Here is an 18,716-nt window from a genome sequence, read left to right on the forward strand (position 1 = left end):
GAATGTAACGCCAGTTGACAACGCGACCGTGCGGGACCTGTTTGCGATTGTCAGGCGTGGCGCTTAATCCTTTTTGCATCAAGGGCCAACTGTCAAAACGGCCCTTCGGGCATGAAGAATCGTATGAAACGAAAGCTTACAAGGTGTCACGTTTTCCTCCGCTTCGGGCCGATAAGCTTTGATCCGTGGTCGCAACACAAAGGCATCCCGATGCCGCGTGACTGACGACGCAACCAAAGAGGAGGTAACTCATGAATACCAAGAGCTGGAAGACCCCCGCCCGCGCCATCGCCGCAGCACTGATCGCCGGCGGCGCATTGATGGGCGCATCGAGCGCCTTCGCTCAATCCGCACCGTATGGGCTGCGTGCCGAATCGACGCCGCAATACGGCCAACCGCACATGATGCCGGTGGACGCGCATGTCTCGATCGGCTGGCACGATGACCGTTATTGGGACGGCCACCGTTACTGGGCGCACGACGAGTGGATGCACCATCATCCGCACGATCCGGGCCCCCCGCACTATCGTGACGGCGACCATCGTCCGCCGCCCCCGCCGCGTTACTGATAACGTACGCCTGATCGACGGGCCGCCTTCCCTGGCGGCGCCGGAGGTGGCACACCGAGGCCGGTCTTCCCGAGGGGAGATCGGCCTCGGCGCATTTCAGCACCTTACTCAGCCATGTGCGCACTCAGGCGCAAATATCATTCGGCATGCGAAATAATTTTCCGACAATGCCCGCCACACGGCCATTCCAGCCCGCCGCGCCGGGCGCCGGGCGCCACCCGAAAGGCATACGTCAGTAATTGAAGGTAATGCGAAAGTGTTGCCGGTCGCACGGCCCGCTAGTAACGTTGTCGGGCGTTTCGTTCCCCGGAGCGCACGGTGTATTCTCATTGCCCGGCCAGCGATGGCCGGGATTTTTTTTGGCACCCGTGAGAACACTAGCGCGCGCCGAACGCGAAGCGCACCAGGTTTTTTTTCCGATTGCGGACGCAATTTTGCGGACGTAATGTGGGATTGCCTCTTGAGAACAGGCGAGCCTTGTGACCCCCGGTCGTGACTCAGTCCGACCGGGGATTTTTTTGGCTTCTGTGCGCTTGGGGATTCGCGTCGGCCGCAACGGCGCCGCGAGAGAAAGGACTATGACGGATCACCGAATGAGGAGTTCGGCTTCGCTCCAGCCAGAGCTAGATCCGTCATGCCGAGCATTATCCGGCCTGAAAGCCAGGGCGTCACTAGCATCCCGCGCAAAGATCCATTACACAAACTGGCAAGATATGGGGCCGGACGTCGAAATCCGGTCGGTGCGCATCGGCTAACATGGTGGTTTCGCCTGCCGTGCCAACCCGCCTGTGCCGACTTTCACCCTCGCCCATCCCGTCACCGCGGAACTCGAGATCCGCAAGAGCCGCTTCATCGCGCACGCCATTCCCGTGGCCGACCGTGAAGCGGCCATGGCTGAAATCCGCCGTCTGCGCGACGAACATCCCACTGCCACGCACGTTTGCTGGGCCCTGCTCGCGGGCGGCCAGTCCGGCATGTCCGACGACGGCGAGCCCTCCGGCACCGCCGGGCGCCCGATTCTCGAAGTGCTGCGCCATCACGACCTGGACGGCGTGCTCGCGGCCGTGGTGCGCTACTACGGCGGCGTGAAGCTCGGCGCCGGCGGCCTCGTGCGCGCCTATACCGACGCCATCGCCACCGCCCTGCAGGGGGCCGCGCGCGTCGAGCGCATCGCGCAGGCGCGCCTCACGGTCGAACTCGGCTACCCCGACGAAACCCGCGTGCGTCACTGGATCGACCAGGAGCAGTTCACGCTCGTGGAAAGCCAATACACCATGACCGTGCGCCTCACGATCCAGCTGCCCGCCACCGCCGTGGAGGCCGCGCGCAACGCGCTAACCGACATCACGCAAGGCCGCTCCGGCTTCCCCGAGCACGTCTGAAACGTTCGCCCGCACCCCCCACGAAAGCGAGGCATGAACTTTTCAAATTCTTTTCAAATCTTTCATTAAGTTTCATGAAAGCTTGCCGTAATGAAAGCATGGCCGCGCATTCGCGCGCTCCGTCGACTCGACGCACCGGAACGAACGGACTTCTTTCATGGCAAGCACGATCACGAACACCACCGCCAGCGCGAACAGCGCGCTGAGCGACGCCGCCCAGTCGATCATCAGCGGCGCGACCAACTCCACGCTCGACGTCAACCAGCTCGTCAAGGCGCTCGTCAACGCGAAGATCGCGGGCCCAAGCGCCATCCTCAGCGCGAAGCAAACGGCCAGCAACACGACGCTCTCAGCGCTCGGCACGCTGAAGTCGGCGCTCGCTTCGCTCCAGAGCGCACTCGAGCCGTTCAAGGACGGCGCCGCGCTGCAACGCTTCACGGTCACGACGAGCGAAAAGGACAAAGGGTTGAGCGCGGTTGCCGGCAAGAGCGCGGTGGCGAGCAGCTTCACGGTCGAGGTCGATCACCTGGCGAGCGCGCACAAGCTCACCTCGGATAGCTTCGCCACGGGCGAGACGCTCGGCGAGGGCAGCCTCGACATTTCGATGGGCGGCAAGTCCATGCATCTGACGATCGCCGCGGGCAGCAACAAGCTCACCGATGTCGCCGCGGCGATCAACCGGGCGAAGGACAACCCCGGCGTCACGGCGTCGATCGTCAATGGCGCCGACGGTCAGCACCTCGTGCTGAGCGCGAACAAAACCGGCGCGGCCAACGCGATCGACGTGCAGGCGGGCACGGGCGTCGATACGCGCCTCGCTTCCTCGCAGATGCGCGAAGTCGAGCCAGCCGGCGACGCAGAACTGCACATAGACGGTACGCGCGTCACGAGCGCGAGCAACACGCTCGAGGGCGTGGTGAGCGACATCACGATCAAGCTCGAAAGCGCTTCGGTGGGCACGAAGCAAACGCTCACCATCGCCCCCGACACCGAAGCGACAGGCACGTCCATCCGCGACTTCGTGAAGGCGTACAACAGCTACGTGGACGCCCTGAACGGGCTGACCTCCTACACGGCCGCCACCGGTACGAGCAGCGCACAAGCGGGCGCGCTGCTCGGCGACTCGATCGCGCGCACGCTCGCGTCGAGTTTGCCGGCCGCCGTATCGGCGGGCGTGAAGGGCAACGACGGCGTAACCCACTCGCTGGGCGAGATTGGCATCAAGCTCGACAAGAGCGGGAAGCTGGAGATCGACGACGATACGTTCAAGAATGCGCTGCAACCGGGCAATCGCGCGATTGCAGCGCTGTTTGGCAGCAGCGGCATGACCGCGAAACTGAGCAGCGCCATCACGCCCTACGTGCAATCGAGCGGCATCATCGAGCGGCGCAGCACTGCCATCAACAAGGAACTCGACGACATCAAGAAGCAGTCGTCGTTGCTCGAGGCGCGCGCCACCCAGCTCACTGCGAAATTCAACAGCCAGTTCACCGCGCTCAATAACCTCATGTCGATCATGAACAACAACCAGCAATATCTGACGCAGCTTTTCGGCGGCGCGAACAGCGCGGGCGCGCTCGCGACCAATCACAAATAAGGCTTGAATGCGCGCGGCTCGACGCTAGCAAACGTCGAGGGCAGGCAAAAAAAAGGCCGCCGAACGAATCGGCGGCCAACAGGGGACGTGAAGAACAACCGCGAATCGAACTATCAAATCGACCCGACGGCCCCATCATCGCGAGCGAAAATTAAGCCAAACTTAAACCTGCGCAAAAAGCGATCGGGTATTCCGGCGCGATAGCGTGCAGGCAAATGAAAGAACGCGTAATAATGGGCTGGCTATACTTGAACTGTGCGTGAACTGGTCAGGGCCGCTCATTCAATCGTGCCCGCATGACCGACTTCTACCCAACCCGGAAGAGCCGCCATGTTTGATCGACTGCATCGATTTATGGAAGGCGCAGGTCCCGAGCGGCGCCATCGCGTCTGGAGCAAGATGCGCATTTTCGTGGCCGCGATGGGCACGCTCGGCTCCGCCGCCGGCATCGCCATCGCGGTGGTCGGCCTCATCAACTTCGACCACCAGAAGGTGATTACCGGCGTGGCCGTCATCATCGTCTGCACGGCGATCTACGTCACGATCCTCGTGCGCGACCGCAATCGCGTGGACTAGCGCCCTTGCCTGGCACGCCGCCCACGCGTCATTTCCTCACTGCAGTTTCTGGCCGTCGCGCGTGACCTGCACCGCCGTCGCGCTCACATAGTCGGCGCGAATGCTGTCGCCCACCTTGATCGATTCGAGCGGCACGTCCGGCGGCGCGACGACCACGACCGTGCGGGTCGGTCCGCGCAACGCGACCTTGCGGCTCTTGCGGTCGATCTTCTGCACCGTCGCAACCACCTGAACGCTGTGCGCCGTGGCCGCCACGCCACCGGAAGCGGGCGTGGTAGCGACCGTATCGACGCGCGAACGGATACCCCTCGTCGCCACCTTTTCGGCGCGCAGCAGCAATGCCTCCTTGTAGAGGATATTCACGTGATCGCCCGGCTTGAGCTTGCTCACGTCGCCGATGGTGGGATCGACCGCGACCGTCACCAGGTTGCGCCGCGCACCGCGCAGCGTGACCGAATTGGTGGCCGCGTCGATGCTCACGACCGTGGCCGTGGTCTGAACCTCGCCGATCTGCAGCTGGGCGTTCGGCGCGCTTTCAGGCGCGGCATCGGATGCCGTCTGCGCAAGCAGCGGCGTCGACACGCCGAGGGCAAACACGAGAACAGCGCCGAGCAGCGGCGCGGAAGAACGATTGCGCGTGGACATGTGGCAACTCCTTTTCGTGGATCGTCAATGGCAAGAGAACAACGCGGCACCGCTCGCGCGGATCACACGCCGTTCATGCAGGCTTCTTCGGCAGCACAGCGCAGATAGTGGGCATACACGCGCTCGCGTTCCTCGTTCGCAAGCTGGCGTTTTTCGGCGAGCCGCAGCATCCGGTGCCGGTCCGCGCCGAGCGTCGCGTAATAGCGCTCGGCGTGCAGGCGCTTGAAGCGCGTGTAGAAGTCCGGCCCGGGCAGGCCCGAATCGGTCGAGAGCAGCGACGCATAGTCGGCCTCGCTCGGCTCGCACAACGCAGCCGCGGCCGCCTCGAGCTTTTCGTAACGCTCGCGCAACGGCACGTCGCCCGCGAACAGGGCGTGAAACGCGCCATACGGCACGAGCGAGCGGCGGCTCGCGGCGCGGCGCAACAAACGACCTACCTTTTCATCGAGTTCTTTATTCATCCGCAGCGGCCAGAAAGCGGGCCGCCGCCCATGCCGCGCGTCGCTTGACGAAAAGCGCGCGCATTTGGCGGCCCGACAGGATTCAGGGACCCGTTTCGCTACGCGATACGTTGCGCGGCAAATCCGGCATTCTGCATTCGTTCATTCGAATCCAATCCGCATTCGAATCGATTCGAAATGTTTGCGAAAAACATTCTGCACAAAAAAATCAAATCACTCCCTGAAATTGCCCCGCTGACATCGTCACTCATGCCGGGCGGCGGTGATTTTTACCGGACAGCAGCCTGAAACGCTAACAAACATCTCCAGCCACCACTCCCGCGATTTAATCCATATTGAATAGAGTCGATCCGGCGAAATATCCGCCGAACGGTGAATTAATCATACAAAACAGCGCACAATGTTGCTTTTCAATGATTGAGCAAATAAGTCAGGTTATCTTGCTGCAATGGGAGCAAACTTCGCATTGCGGGATCAATGCGAAATGCCAGCCCCCATTGTTGAGCAACGCGAACCGGTTGTTTTTTCCCATTAGTTCAGGATTATCCACAAGTCAAGCAGACTATTTTTCCGCTAGCTATACACATTCCCTACAAAAACAATTATTAATATCCGCTGCGGAACACCGAGGCGTTTCGCAACAAGCGCCCTTCACCGGGCGTCGATTTCGCCGTCCGTCATGGCTCTCGCGTCACCGCACCGGCGCCGGGGTTCATGGCAAGCGACAAGACCCGCTTGCAGGAAGGGTTACAGGAGCGGCACATCCGCAATGCCGCGTGTCCGGAATCTTTCGTCGACGAGTGAACACATGCTTACCCGAACCGAGAACCTGCCGAGCGTCGCGAGAAGAATGGCCGCCGGCCAGATGTTGATGGAAGGCGCGACCGTGAATAGCGTCGCCGACTCACTCCACCTCTCCGCCCAGACGGTGAGGCGCTACAAGTCCATCGTCGAGGACGGCGGACTGGCCGCGCTCCAGCAGATGAGCGTGGGCGGCCGTCCCTCTGTGCTCGATCAGGCCGCGCTAGGCTGGATCGCGAGCGCCCTGCACGGCTCCGCTCGAGAGCATGGCTTCGCGAGCGATGCGTGGACCAACAGCCGCGTGCGCGAGTTGATCGGCCGGCAGTTCGGCGTGCACTATTCGCGCGTCTATACGTGGCAGATCGTCTCGAACCTGGGCCTCGGCCACCGGCTGTCGAAATCCGCGCGCTGAGCGGCATGGAGGGCGTCGCGCGCCGCACGAGATGCCGGCGCGCTTCAGCCCCGGGTTGCGGGCGCATCACGGCCTCGGGTTCCGGCCTCGGAATCCACCAGCGGCTGCGCTCCCTCTCCCGTCCATTGCTGCGACCGGACCTGGTTGCGGCCGGCTTCCTTGGCCTCATACAGCAGGCGGTCGGCGGCGGCCAGCAGCTTCGCGCTGCTGCCGCCCTCCGGCGGATTGCAGCTCGCACACCCCGCGCTCACCGTCACGCACCCATGGTGCGTACCACTTAGCGTGAGATTGTCCGACTCGATGCGTTTGCGGATCTTCTCCGCAACGCGCGTTGCGGCGTCGAGCGCCGTGCCCGGCAGCACCACTGCGAACTCTTCGCCGCCAAAGCGCGCGGCGAGGTCGGTTGCGCGCCGCGACCCCGAAGCGATGCGCCCGGCCACGAAGGCCAGCACCTCGTCGCCCGCGGCGTGCCCATAGGTGTCGTTGAAGAGCTTGAAGTGATCGATATCGAAGAACAGCACGGAAAGCGGCGTGCGCTCGCGCACCGCGTGATGCCATTCCGCCGCGAGACGGCTGTCGAGCGCGCGCCGATTCGCAAGACCCGTGAGCGGGTCGGTAACCGCCAGGCGCATGAGTTCGCCCTCGGCCACCACCTTGTCGCGCAGCGCGAACGCAAGCACCCATGACACGGCGACCCACGCGCCGCCGAACACCGTGGTCACCACCAGCGCGATATAGCTGCGCCGCCTCCAGCCGGCGAGCACGTCGTCCACGGCGGGCGCCACAACGACGATGAACGGCGAGTCGCCTACGTGCGCAAACGTGTAGATGCGCTCCACGCCGTCGAGCGCCGAGCGCAGCGTATCGCTGCCGGCGCCGCGACGGGAAAAGACCGCGAAATTCGGCAGGTCCGCATAGTTCGATCCGGCGCCGCCCAGCGACGGCGGCTGACTCGCGAGCACCGTGCCGTCGCGCATCAATATGAAGAGGTGACCGCCCGGCCCCAGATTGATGCGCTCCAGAAGGTGCTGAAAGTAGTCGAGACGCACCCCGAGCAGCGCGACGCCCGCGAACGAGCCGTCGGGCGCATTGATGCGGCGGGTGAGGCCGAGGGTGAGCACGCCGCCGCGCAGGCGCGAATGGTACGGCTTCGAAAAGAACAGGCCAGCTTGCGGGTCGCGCTGCTGCGCAATGAAGTAATCGCGATCGGCAAACGAAATGCCGGCTTCCGAAGCATTCAGGGCGTTGCTGCGCGCGGCCTTCACATGGCCCGTGGCGTCGATCACATAAGCGCCGCCCAGCCTCGACGCCGCCGTCGCGCGGTCGAACAGCACGCGCTGGCGCAGCGCCTCGGGCAAATTCCAGGTTTGCGCCTGCTGCGCGGCCGTGACCACGGCCTGCAGCGACAGGTCGTAAATCTCGACGTTGCGGGCGATGTCGTTGCTGATGAGTTGCACGAGATTGTGCGAATTCTCCTGCGCGTGGCGCAGTTCTTCGGCGCGGCCCTCGTAGAGCGCCGCGTAGGTCAGGATCGCCATCGCCGTCGCGATGAGCGTGCCGGATAACCCTGCGAAAAAGGGATAGTTGCCGATCAGGCGTGTCGCCGCCTTCGCCCGAACGACGGCCCAGCGGCGCACCCGCAGGCGCAACGAAAGAACCCGTTTTTGCATCAACGCAATCCTCTTACCGATGGCGCGTGTGGACAGGGCGCCGATCCATCGGACATGCGTCGGGCATGGCTGGCACAAAACCGTCATCAAACGGACACCTGGGCGGTTCAGGATCGAAGGCGAAACCTCTGCCCCCTCCCTCCCCCAGGAGCCCGCCCGCCATGCCAGAATTTTCCCTGTCACCGCAACCGGGCACTGCCCCCGCGCGAGGGCGCAATGTCAGCCTGCTCGCATTTCTCATTGTCATCGCCATCGGCGCCGTGTACGTGGGGATGCATCTCGCCGACGACCTCTCGCCGGTGCGCGAAAGCTCGGCGATGCCCTGGGTACTGCTCGGCATCGCGCTGATCATCGCGCTCGGCTTCGAGTTCGTGAACGGCTTCCACGATACCGCGAATGCGGTCGCAACCGTCATCTATACGCACTCGCTTTCACCCAATATCGCGGTGATCTGGTCGGGCGCCTGGAATTTTCTCGGCGTGCTCACCTCCACCGGCGCGGTGGCCTTCGGCATCCTGCAGCTGCTGCCCGTCGAACTGATCCTGCAGGTGGGCAGCAGCGCGGGCTTCGCCATGGTGTTCGCGCTGCTCATTGCCGCGATCATCTGGAACCTCGGCACGTGGTACTTCGGCCTGCCTTCGTCGAGCTCGCATACGCTGATCGGCTCGATCATCGGCGTGGGTCTCATGAACCAGCTCATGCACGGCGCCAACGGCACGAGCGGCGTGGACTGGAGCCAGGCGCTCGGCGTGGGCAAGTCGCTGCTCTTTTCGCCGATCGTCGGCTTCTTGCTGGCGGGCCTCCTGCTGCTCATCCTGAAGGCGGTCGTGCGCGTGCCCGAGCTCTACTCCGAGCCGAAGGGCAAGGAGCCGCCGCCGTTCTGGATCCGCTCGCTGCTCATTCTCACCTGCACGGGCGTGTCGTTCGCGCACGGCTCCAACGACGGCCAGAAGGGCATGGGCCTCATCATGCTGATCCTGATCGGCACGGTGCCCACCGCCTACGCGCTGAACCGCGCCGTGACGGCCGAGCAAACGCAGACCTTCATCGCCGTCGCACACGACGCCACGCGCGCGCTCGAACGCTACACGAACGGCGTGGCCGCGCCCGCCGTGCCGCGCGCCGAAGTCGAGCGCTTCATCGGCAGCCGTACGATCTCGAGCACGACGGTGCCCGCGCTCGCCGCGCTGTCGAACCAGGTGGCCGACCAGGTGCACGGCTATGGCTCGCTCGCGGCGGTGCCGCAATCGGTCGTCGATAACGTGCGCAACAACATGTACGTGATTTCCGAAGCGATCCGCCTGCTCGACAAACAGAAGGCCGTGGCCTTTTCTGCCGACGACGCGAAGGCCATCAACAACTTCCGCAGCCAGATCGACCACGCGACGAAATTCATCCCGACGTGGGTGAAAGTGGCCGTGGCGATCGCGCTGGGTCTCGGCACGATGGTGGGCTGGAAGCGCATCGTGGTCACAGTGGGCGAGCGTATCGGCAAGCAGCACCTGAGCTACGGCCAGGGCGGCTGCGCGGAAGTCGTGGCGATGGTGACGATCGGCGCGGCCGACGTGTACGGCCTGCCGGTCTCGACCACGCACGTGCTCTCCTCGGGCGTGGCGGGCACGATGGCCGCAAACGGCTCGGGCCTGCAATGGAACACCGTGCGCAGCCTCGTGATGGCGTGGGTGCTCACGCTGCCCGCATCGATCGTGCTGGCGGGCGCGCTTTACTGGGTGTTCAAGCACCTGTTCTGAGTGCGAACGGACATGAAAAAGCCGGGCTCCCCTTGGGGAGTCCGGCTTTTTTTCATCGAATGCCTGAATTCAGACGATCGAGATGATCAGCGTCTTGCCGCACGCCTGCGCATATTTGCGCAATGTGTCGATCGAAGGCGAGTGCTCGCCTGATGCCAATGCGCGTTCGAGACGTGTGATTGCCGGCGCTTTCGTACCCATGCGCTCGGCGACCTGTGCCTGGCTCAATCCTGCTTTATGGCGGGCAGCCAGCATCTGGTCGAGCAGCGCAAATTCTTCGCGATTCAACCGGTCGTATTCCGCCCGCGCCTCGGGATCAGCGAGGACTCGCTCGCGCATTTCCCTAAAGGTTCCCACTTTTTACCTCCTGGTGCCGCTTGCACGCAATTTCCGGTTCCTTGTGCTGCGTCTTCTTCACATAGCAATGAAGCATCACGACACGACGATCCACCATTGCGCAGTAGAACACCCTTGCAAGACCTTCCGCCGCTTTGAGGCGGAGTTCGAACAAGCCGTCACCCATCGCTTTGGTGTGCGGCTCTCCAAGGTTCGGACCGTGTTGCTCCATGCGCTCGGCAAGCGCCACGAAGCGCACCGCGAGCATTTTCGGCAGCGCATAGATGCTGCGTTCGACGCGCTCACTGTAAAAGTCGAGCCGGCATCCCATGGCGAAGTAACAAATATGTTACTTCGCCATGGGCACCCCAAAATCGTCGCGTTTGCTTTCGATCAGGCCAAAAGCGGGCAACCCGTCAATAAATCTCCGGAATGATCATTTGCTCTGCGACCGGCTGGCGAATGTAATCCGGATGATGCACGCGCGCCGGCAGCGTGACTTGCGGATGCTCGATCTCGTGATACGGCACCTGGCTCAGCAAGTGGTGGATGCAGTTCAGGCGCGCGCGCTTCTTGTCCACGCCCTGCACCACCCACCACGGCGCCTCGGGAATGTGCGAGCGCTGCAGCATCACTTCTTTCACGTGCGTATAGGCCTCCCAGCGGCGGCGGCTTTCGAGGTCCATCGGCGAGAGCTTCCACTGCTTGAGTGGATCGTCGATACGGCTCTGGAAGCGCACTTCCTGCTCGTCGTCGGTAATCGAGAACCAGTACTTGACGATCTGGATGCCGCTCCTCACGAGCATCTTTTCGAATTCCGGCACCGAGCGGAAGAATTCTTCGTATTCGTCGTCGGTGCAGAAGTTCATCACGCGCTCCACGCCCGCGCGGTTGTACCAACTGCGGTCGAACAGCACCATCTCGCCGCCCGCCGGCAAATGCTGCACGTAGCGCTGGAAATACCATTGCGTGCGCTCGCGGTTGTTCGGCGCGGGCAGCGCGGCCACACGACACATGCGCGGGTTCAGGCGCTGCGTGATGCGCTTGATGACGCCCCCCTTGCCCGCTGCGTCACGCCCTTCGAAGATCACGACGAGCCGGTGCCCCGTGCTCACGATCCAGTCCTGCAGCTTGACGAGCTCGCCCTGCAGCCGGATCAGCTCGCGGAAATAGACGCGTCGCAGCGCGCGCGCCTCGTCGCTGATCTGCAGGCCGCTTTCCTGCAACCGGTCGTCGACCTCCATTTCGAGCTCTTCGTCGTAGGCGTCGATGAGTTCCTCATCCAGACGGCGGCGGCGGTGCCGTTCGGCCTCCTGCTGCTGCGCATCCTGTTGTTCGGCGTCCATCGTGCGGTCGAATTCATTCATGGCGACTCTCTCCTTGGTCGATATGCTGGCAACTCGCGCCACTATCGGCGCAGCGAGTGTCACGAATATTTCAAATGCATTGGGCCGGCTCAGGGGAGCGGCCGGGCGAAGCTCAACTCATGGCCGTCCGGATCGACGAGATGAAAATAGCGCTCGCCCCACGGCGCGTCGCGCGGTGCGAATTCGGGCTTCGCGCCGGCCGCCAGCGCGCGGGCGTAGAAGGCGTCCACGTCGGCGACGTAGAGAATCACGCGCCCCCAGCCGTTCACCGCGCCGTGCGGCCCCTCGAGCAGATTCAGATAGCAAACGCCCGCCGCACCGCCGCCCAGCTCGAACGACGCGAAGCCCGGTATGGCGTGCCCGGCTCTCTGCACGAAGCCGAGCGCCTCGTAAAACGGCACCGACCGCGCGATATCGCTGACGGTCAGCGTCACGGCGCTCAACGCCACGATTTGCGCGGCACTCTCGTTCATCGGCTCCTCCTGCTCTGGTGGCCAGGCACTGCGTGAGACCCGCACTGCGGCCCGTCGACCCAATCAGTCGACTTTAGCAGCGTTCGCCCGCCGTGCGCGAGCCGTTGGCTTTTGCTCTGCGCCGCCCGGCGCCTTGCGAGTGGTCTTGCGCAGCGTCTTGCCGGCCTGCGCGGTGCGCACGACTCCGTCACTGGTTGGACCACTTTCCGGCCAGCCGATCTCCTCTCCCACCCGCGTGCGCACGAAGTCGATATGCGTCTGCATGGCCGTGCGCGCCTCCTCGGGACGCCGCGCGACGATCGCATCGCAAAGCGTTCGATGCTGCAGCAGCAACTGGTCCGGCGCGTCCTCGTTCTGCACGCGCAGCCCCGTGCCGTTGATCGTGATGTGCTCGCGCAGCACGCCCAGCACGCTCGTGTGCAGATGCAGGAACATCGCGTTGTGGGAAGCCTGCGCGATCACTTCGTGCAGCTTCGCGTCGGTGTCGGCCTCGGCGGCCTTGTCGTCCACTTCGCGCGTGCGCTCCAGTTCCTGCATCAGCGCGCGAATGCGCGCGATGTCCTCGTCGCTCGCGCGCAGCGCCGCAAAATACGCGGTCGCGCCTTCCAGCACGCGGCGAAACTCGAGGATGTCTTCGCGCAAGGCCGGATGATCGGCCACGAGTTGCCCCCAGGGCGACGCAAAGCCCGTGCGCAGCTGGTCGGTCACGAACACGCCCGCTCCCGGCCTGCTTTGCACGAGGCCGCGCGCGGCCAGGCGCTGGATCGCCTCGCGCACCGTGTTGCGCGCCACGCCGTACTCCAGCGCGAGCACCCGCTCGGAGGGCAGCTTCGCTCCTGCGCGCCACGTGCCGTCGAGCAGCGCCGTCTCCATGCGGCGCATCACGGTTTCCACACGCCCGCGCGTACCCGCCCTGTCCCTGATTGCCATCCCCGTGCCATCCCGAGTCTCGTTGTCGCTTGCGGCGGGTGGTCCAACCAGTTTGAACCACTCGCCCGAAGCGGGAATTATGCGCCCAAACCCGCGCTTGTCTTCAACCTTCACGGCCCCCCTGGCCCGCGAGGGCAGATCGCGAAAGCGCGCAAAGACACCGAGCGAGACATGAAGCCACGGCAATACCCCACCGAGCGCCCCACCGACGTCTATCTGTTCGCCACCTGCCTCGTCGACCTGTTCGTGCCGCAAGCCGGTCTCGACGCGGTCAAGCTGCTCGAACGCGAGGGCCTCACGGTCCATTTCCCGCGCAGCCAGAGTTGCTGCGGCCAGCCCGCGTACAGCAGCGGCAACCCGCGCCAGGCGCGCGAGGTCGCGCTCGCGCAGCTGGGTCTCTTCGAAAAGCCGTGGCCAGTGATCGTGCCTTCGGGCTCATGCGCGGGCATGATGCGCCACCACTGGCCCGCGCTGTTCGACGACGACGCCGCAAACGCCGCGCGCGCCCAGGGACTCTCCGAGCGTGTGTACGAACTCACGGAATTCCTCGTGCGCGTGCTGAACGTCGATTTCAACGCGTATGGCGCGAAGGGCTCCGTCCAGCAGCCCGAAGAGCGCGTCGTGCTGCATACCTCATGCGGCGCGCGGCGCGAGATGGGCACGCGCGTGCACGGCGTCGAAGTCATCGATGCGCTGCCGGGCGTCACGCGCATCGACCACGAGCGCGAATCGGAATGCTGCGGCTTTGGCGGCACGTTCTCGCTCAAGCACCCCGACATTTCCGGCGCGATGGTCGCCGACAAGATCGCCTCGGCCTGCGCCACGGGCTGCGAGCGCCTCGTTTCCGCCGACTGCGGCTGCCTGCTCAACATCGGCCACGCGGCGGCGCACAAGGGCGCGCCGCTCGCCGTGGAGCACCTGGCCTCCTTCCTCTGGCGCCGCACCGGCGGGGAGGCCGCATGAGCGTCGATTCGATGAGCGCGCGCGCGCGCATGCTGCAACGCCTGCGCGCCCATGCACCCGCCGCGCCCGCCACGACGGTCGAAGCGCTCGGTGCACGCATCGACGCGCATTTCGCGGAGCGCCGCGCACACGCGCCGCTTGCGCTGAACGAACGCGTCGCGCAGTTCCAGCGCATGCTCGAGGCCGCGCACGCCGAGGTGATCTGCACGAGCGCCGCCACCTGGGCCGCCGATCTCGCCGGGCGCCTGGCAGCAACCGGCGTGCGCAGCCTGCTGCTCGACACCACATGCGCCGAAGGGCAAGCGCTCACGGCAGCGCTCCCGCCTGCCGTGCAGGCGCGCAGCTATGCGCAGCCGATCGAGCAATGGAAGAGCGAACTCTTCGACACCATCGACGCGGGCTTCACGGTCGCGCGCTCAGGCCTCGCGGCGACGGGCACGCTCGTAGTCGTGCCCGACGCGAACGCGCCGCGCACGGTCTCGCTCGTGCCGCCTTTGCACGTCGCGCTGATCCACGCGCACACGCTGCATGCGGACCTGCACGCCGCTGTGGCGGCCGAACGCTGGAGCGGCGGCATGCCCACCAATCTCGTGATGATTTCGGGGCCTTCGAAGACCTCGGACATTCAGCAGACCACCGCGTATGGCGCGCACGGCCCGCGCGCGCTGTGGGTCGTCGTCGTAACGGATGAGGATCACGCAACGTGTGCGCAGCACGGAGCCGCCCAATGAGCACGAACACGCAAACGCCCCAGGAAAACACGCTGCATTTCGTCCCGACCGCGCAATTCCGCCAGCGTGCACGCACGGCGCTCGACGACCCGCAGTTGCGCGAGAGCTTTCGCGGTGCGATGGACTTCCTGCAAGGCAAGCGCGCCACACAGTTTCCTGAAGCGGACGAACTCGAAGCCCTGCGCGACCTCGGCGAAGCCGTGCGCCAGCACGCGCTTGCGCGCCTGCCGGAATTGCTCGAGCAACTGGAAACGACACTGCGCGCGAACGGCATTCAGGTGCATTGGGCCGAGACCGCCGACGAAGCCAACCGCATCGTCCACGACATCGCGCAGCGGCATGCGGCCACGCGCGTGATCAAGGGCAAGTCGATGGCGAGCGAGGAAATCGAGCTCAACCATTACCTCGCCGCGCGCGGGGTCGACTGTATCGAATCGGACATGGGCGAGTACATCGTGCAGCTCGCGGGCGAAAAGCCCTCGCACATCGTCATGCCCGCGATCCACAAAACGAAGGGCGATATCGGGCACCTGTTCGAAGAACACATTCCCGATACGCCCTTTACGGAAGACGTGGACACGCTCATTCAAACGGGCCGCCGCGCGCTGCGCCGTGCCTTCGTGGATGCGCAGATCGGCCTCTCCGGCGTGAACTTCGCCGCCGCCGACACGGGCACGCTCTGGCTCGTGGAAAACGAAGGCAACGGCCGCCTTTCCACCACGGTGCCCGACGTGCATATCGCGATCATGGGCATGGAGAAGGTGGTGGCGAAGCTCGAGCACATCGTGCCGCTTTCGAGCCTGCTCACGCGCTCGGCCACGGGCCAGCCCATCACGACGTATTTCAACCTGATCAGCAGCCCGCGCCGCGAAGGCGAGAAAGACGGGCCGCGCGAAGTGCATCTCGTGCTGCTCGACAATGGCCGCAGCCAGGCTTACGCCGACGAGCAATTGCGCGCCACGTTGCAATGCATTCGTTGCGGCGCGTGCATGAATCACTGCCCGGTGTACACGCGCATTGGCGGGCATGCGTATGGCACGACGTACCCGGGGCCGATCGGCAAGATCATTTCGCCGCATCTGCTCGGGCTCGACGCGACCGCCGAGTTGCCCACGGCTTCGAGCCTGTGCGGCGCGTGCGGCGAAGTCTGCCCGGTGCGCATTCCGATTCCGCAACTGCTCGTGCGCCTGCGCACCGAAGCGAACCGCGACCCCGAGGAAAGCGTCGCGCATCCGCTTCGCGGCCAGGGCGCGAATCACAGCAGAAGCGAGCAATTCATCTGGCGCTTCTGGAGCGGCGCATTCGCGCATCCGCGCGCATACCGCGCGCTGCGCTGGGCCGTGACGCGCCTGCGGGGCCTCGCCCCCACACAGCAGATGGGCTGGACGCAGCATCGCACACCGCTCAAGCCCGCACCGCGCAGCCTGCACGACCTGCTGCGCGAACGCGATCAGCCGCAGTAGCGATCATGTCGTCAGGCATGCGAAATAAATCGTAAATGCGTGCCTGACGAACTGACATAAATTTTTTACCCGTATCGTCGGAGGAGACCGTAGTGCAACCCTGGTATCAGATCTACACACCGCTTGGCAATTTGTGGCTATCCGCGCTCGTCGCCGCCATCCCCATTCTGTTTTTCTTCGTCGCGCTCGCGGGCCTGCGCATGAAGGGCCATGTCGCCGCCGCGATCACCCTGCTGCTCGCGCTCGCCGTGGCAATCTTCGAGTACGGCATGCCCGTGCGCCAGGCGCTCATTTCCGCGGGCTTTGGCTTTGCCTATGGCATCTGGCCGATCGCGTGGATCATCGTCACCGCGGTGTTCCTCTACAAGATCGTCGTGAAGACGGGGCAATTCGAAATCATCCGCGCCTCGGTGCTCTCGATCACCGACGACCAGCGCCTGCAACTGCTGCTGATCGGCTTCTCGTTCGGCGCGTTCCTCGAAGGCGCGGCGGGCTTCGGCGCGCCGGTGGCGATCACCTCGGCGCTGCTCGTCGGCCTCGGTTTCGAGCCGCTCTACGCCGCCGGTCTGTGCCTCATCGCCAATACCGCGCCGGTCGCGTTCGGCGCGATGGGCATTCCCATCATCGTCGCGGGTCAGGTCACGGGCATCGATCCGTTCCTGATCGGCGCAATGGCTGGCCGCCAGCTGCCGTTGCTTTCGCTCTTCGTGCCGTTCTGGCTCGTCTTCATCATGGACGGCAAGCGCGGCGTGAAGGAAACGTGGCCCGCCGCGCTCGTGGCCGGCGGCAGCTTCGCTGTGACGCAGTACTTCACGTCGAACCACATCGGGCCTGAGCTGCCGGACATCACCTCGGCGCTCGTGAGCCTCGTTGCGCTCGCCGCGTTTCTCAACGTGTGGCAGCCGCGCCGGGCTGCGCAAGGCACGAGCGTGAAGGTGAGCGGCGGTGCAGCCGCGCTGGGCGGTTTTGGCGGCGGCGCAGGCGGTTCGCGCGCGGCCGCTGCGAGCCGCCAGGCTTCGCCGTACAGCATCGCGCAAACCGTGCGCGCGTGGTCGCCGTTCATTCTGCTCACGGCCATCGTGACCGTGTGGAGCGTCAAGCCGTTCAAGGCGCTTTTCGCGGCGAAGGGTCCGCTCGCGGGCACGATTCTGAGCCTGCACGTGCCGGGTCTCGATCAGCTCGTCGTGCGCACGGCGCCGATCGTCGCTACGCCCAAGCCCTATGAAGCCGTATTCAAGCTCGACTGGCTCTCTGCCGTGGGCACCGCGATCATGATCACGGCGATCCTCTCCGTGATCCTGCTGCGCATGAAGCCGCGCGCCGCCGTGGCCGCTTTCTTCGAAACGCTCGGCGAACTGCGCCGCCCCGTGCTTTCCATCGGCCTCGTGCTCGCCTTCGCGTTCGTCGCGAACTACTCGGGTATGTCGTCCACGCTCGCCCTCGCGCTTGCGGGCACCGGCGCCGCGTTCCCGTTCTTCTCGCCGTTCCTCGGCTGGCTCGGCGTGTTTCTCACGGGCTCCGATACCTCGTCGAACGCGCTGTTCTGCTCGCTGCAGCACACCACGGCGCATCAGATCAACGTGTCGGACACGCTGCTCGTCGCAGCCAACACCTCGGGCGGCGTAAGCGGCAAGATGATCTCGCCGCAGTCGATCGCGGTGGCTTGCGCGGCAACGGGTCTTGTCGGCAAGGAGTCGTCGCTGTTTCGCTTCACCGTGCGTCACAGCCTGTTCTTCGCGGCTGTGGTGGGCGTGGTGACGCTGATTCAGGCTTATGTGCTGACGGGCATGATTCCGCAGTGACGATGTAAGCGCCGTCATGAAATCACGAAGGCCGTTTTCCGCCGTGCGCGGGCAACGGCCTTCTTTGCATCCGGCGTGAAAAGCGCTGGCTTTAAGCGACTTTTAAGCCGCCCTGCCTACCCTCGATCCGTCCGGCACACGCGACACGCGTGCCGGCATCCGGTCAACGAATCGATGGAGGTGGAAAATGAAAGCACGCTCAACTCCGTGGATCGGCGCGGCGCTCGCGCTCGCTGTGGTGTTCGGCGCGCCGGGTGCGTGGGCGGCAACCCCGGCAGCAGGCAATGCGGACATCATGGCCGCAACAGCGGGCGTGCTGCCGCCCGCCCAGCGCAGCGGCGATATTGCGTATCTGTCCGGCGGCGTCGGCAGCGACCAGTCGGCGGCGTTCAAAGCCGCGATGCATCGCTATCCGCTCTCGCTCGAATTCGCGCGGCAATCCGCCGACGGCAATGAATATCTCGCGGACGTCCCCGTAAAGATCGCCGACATGCACGGCACACCGCTCCTTTCCACGCGCACGCGCGGCCCGTTCATGCTCGTTTCGATTCCGGACGGCCGCTATGTGATCACCGCGAGCCATGGCGGCAATACGGAGCGGCGTACGGTGGACATCGGCAAGGCGACACGCGCTCACGAAACCTTCGTCTGGCCGATGTGAAGGTCATTGACGAGCCCTCCAGTCAGCGGCGCTGACGCACATGTCTTTCGCATGACACCCTGCGGGTGCATTCATGCCACATGAATGAACTCCGTCCCCGTTTGCGGCTATGATCGTGAACTGCGG

The 18,716-nt window shown here is 64.6% G+C and carries 18 protein-coding genes and 1 pseudogene; 11 read left to right on the plus strand and 8 right to left on the minus strand.

Annotation, left to right across the window (positions count from 1 at the left end; translation table 11 throughout):
• Positions 1 to 251 precede the first annotated feature (251 nt).
• From U5A65_RS07135 to U5A65_RS07150, 4 genes are all read left to right on the plus strand, one after another.
• On the plus strand, positions 252 to 569 hold the full coding sequence (locus tag U5A65_RS07135) for a hypothetical protein (protein WP_321916058.1): 318 nt from the start codon (positions 252 to 254) through the stop codon (positions 567 to 569).
• Between the two features lie 788 nt (positions 570 to 1,357).
• Positions 1,358 to 1,951 carry a YigZ family protein gene (locus U5A65_RS07140; protein ID WP_321945917.1) on the plus strand — a complete coding sequence of 198 codons (594 nt, stop codon included), beginning with the start codon at positions 1,358 to 1,360 and terminating at the stop codon, positions 1,949 to 1,951.
• 157 nt (positions 1,952 to 2,108) lie between these two features.
• A complete protein-coding gene (fliD, locus tag U5A65_RS07145; protein WP_321916060.1) occupies positions 2,109 to 3,548 on the plus strand; it encodes a flagellar filament capping protein FliD in 1,440 nt (479 codons plus the stop codon).
• Between the two features lie 330 nt (positions 3,549 to 3,878).
• Positions 3,879 to 4,124: a DUF2964 family protein gene (locus tag U5A65_RS07150; RefSeq protein ID WP_321916061.1), complete on the plus strand. Its 246-nt coding sequence runs from the start codon at positions 3,879 to 3,881 to the stop codon at positions 4,122 to 4,124.
• Positions 4,125 to 4,160: 36 nt separating this feature from the next.
• On the opposite strand, the gene U5A65_RS07155 is transcribed toward U5A65_RS07150, so the two are convergent.
• Together U5A65_RS07155 and U5A65_RS07160 are read right to left on the minus strand one after the other, a co-directional pair.
• A complete protein-coding gene (locus U5A65_RS07155) occupies positions 4,161 to 4,769 on the minus strand; it encodes a hypothetical protein (protein WP_321916062.1) in 609 nt (202 codons plus the stop codon).
• Positions 4,770 to 4,831: 62 nt separating this feature from the next.
• Positions 4,832 to 5,230: a hypothetical protein gene (locus U5A65_RS07160; protein ID WP_321916063.1), complete on the minus strand. Its 399-nt coding sequence runs from the start codon at positions 5,228 to 5,230 to the stop codon at positions 4,832 to 4,834.
• A gap of 808 nt (positions 5,231 to 6,038) precedes the next feature.
• Here U5A65_RS07160 and U5A65_RS07165 point away from each other — a divergent pair.
• The gene (locus U5A65_RS07165; RefSeq protein WP_028202557.1) at positions 6,039 to 6,443 is read left to right on the plus strand and encodes a helix-turn-helix domain-containing protein; all 405 of its coding nucleotides are present in this window, start codon (positions 6,039 to 6,041) and stop codon (positions 6,441 to 6,443) included.
• A 44-nt stretch (positions 6,444 to 6,487) separates the two neighbouring features.
• Here U5A65_RS07165 and U5A65_RS07170 read toward each other — a convergent pair whose 3' ends face one another.
• The gene (locus U5A65_RS07170; RefSeq protein ID WP_321916064.1) at positions 6,488 to 8,113 is read right to left on the minus strand and encodes a sensor domain-containing diguanylate cyclase; all 1,626 of its coding nucleotides are present in this window, start codon (positions 8,111 to 8,113) and stop codon (positions 6,488 to 6,490) included.
• 161 nt (positions 8,114 to 8,274) lie between these two features.
• On the opposite strand from U5A65_RS07170, the gene U5A65_RS07175 reads away from it, so the two are divergent.
• Positions 8,275 to 9,864, plus strand: coding sequence for an inorganic phosphate transporter (locus U5A65_RS07175; protein WP_321916065.1), 1,590 nt, complete (start codon positions 8,275 to 8,277; stop codon positions 9,862 to 9,864).
• A 69-nt stretch (positions 9,865 to 9,933) separates the two neighbouring features.
• Here U5A65_RS07175 and U5A65_RS07180 read toward each other — a convergent pair whose 3' ends face one another.
• From U5A65_RS07180 to U5A65_RS07200, 5 genes and pseudogenes are all read right to left on the minus strand, one after another.
• A complete protein-coding gene (locus U5A65_RS07180) occupies positions 9,934 to 10,203 on the minus strand; it encodes a helix-turn-helix domain-containing protein (RefSeq protein ID WP_415764697.1) in 270 nt (89 codons plus the stop codon).
• Positions 10,204 to 10,207: 4 nt separating this feature from the next.
• The gene (locus tag U5A65_RS07185; protein ID WP_321916067.1) at positions 10,208 to 10,531 is read right to left on the minus strand and encodes a type II toxin-antitoxin system RelE/ParE family toxin; all 324 of its coding nucleotides are present in this window, start codon (positions 10,529 to 10,531) and stop codon (positions 10,208 to 10,210) included.
• Positions 10,532 to 10,616: 85 nt separating this feature from the next.
• Positions 10,617 to 11,546 (minus strand): polyphosphate kinase 2, encoded by a 930-nt coding sequence (gene ppk2 / locus U5A65_RS07190; RefSeq protein WP_321916089.1) that lies wholly within the window; start codon positions 11,544 to 11,546, stop codon positions 10,617 to 10,619.
• A gap of 110 nt (positions 11,547 to 11,656) precedes the next feature.
• On the minus strand, positions 11,657 to 12,040 hold the full coding sequence (locus tag U5A65_RS07195; protein WP_321945918.1) for a VOC family protein: 384 nt from the start codon (positions 12,038 to 12,040) through the stop codon (positions 11,657 to 11,659).
• A gap of 219 nt (positions 12,041 to 12,259) precedes the next feature.
• Positions 12,260 to 12,922 (minus strand): annotated as a pseudogene (locus U5A65_RS07200) (FadR/GntR family transcriptional regulator); the annotation flags it as partial.
• A gap of 219 nt (positions 12,923 to 13,141) precedes the next feature.
• Between U5A65_RS07200 and U5A65_RS07205 the strand changes: the two are divergent.
• From U5A65_RS07205 to U5A65_RS07225, 5 genes are all read left to right on the plus strand, one after another.
• Positions 13,142 to 13,933, plus strand: coding sequence for a (Fe-S)-binding protein (locus U5A65_RS07205; RefSeq protein WP_321945919.1), 792 nt, complete (start codon positions 13,142 to 13,144; stop codon positions 13,931 to 13,933).
• Positions 13,934 to 13,944: 11 nt separating this feature from the next.
• Positions 13,945 to 14,664: a lactate utilization protein C gene (locus tag U5A65_RS07210; protein ID WP_321946425.1), complete on the plus strand. Its 720-nt coding sequence runs from the start codon at positions 13,945 to 13,947 to the stop codon at positions 14,662 to 14,664.
• Positions 14,661 to 16,127, plus strand: a complete 1,467-nt coding sequence (locus U5A65_RS07215) for a LutB/LldF family L-lactate oxidation iron-sulfur protein (RefSeq protein ID WP_321945920.1) — start codon at positions 14,661 to 14,663, stop codon at positions 16,125 to 16,127. Before U5A65_RS07210 ends, U5A65_RS07215 begins: the two co-directional genes overlap by 4 nt.
• A gap of 92 nt (positions 16,128 to 16,219) precedes the next feature.
• Positions 16,220 to 17,929, plus strand: a complete 1,710-nt coding sequence (locus U5A65_RS07220) for a lactate permease LctP family transporter (protein ID WP_321945921.1) — start codon at positions 16,220 to 16,222, stop codon at positions 17,927 to 17,929.
• 187 nt (positions 17,930 to 18,116) lie between these two features.
• Positions 18,117 to 18,590, plus strand: coding sequence for a carboxypeptidase regulatory-like domain-containing protein (locus tag U5A65_RS07225; protein ID WP_321945922.1), 474 nt, complete (start codon positions 18,117 to 18,119; stop codon positions 18,588 to 18,590).
• Positions 18,591 to 18,716 lie beyond the last annotated feature (126 nt).

The sequence above is a fragment of the Paraburkholderia sp. J10-1 genome (genome assembly GCF_905220165.1).
Lineage (GTDB): Bacteria > Pseudomonadota > Gammaproteobacteria > Burkholderiales > Burkholderiaceae > Paraburkholderia.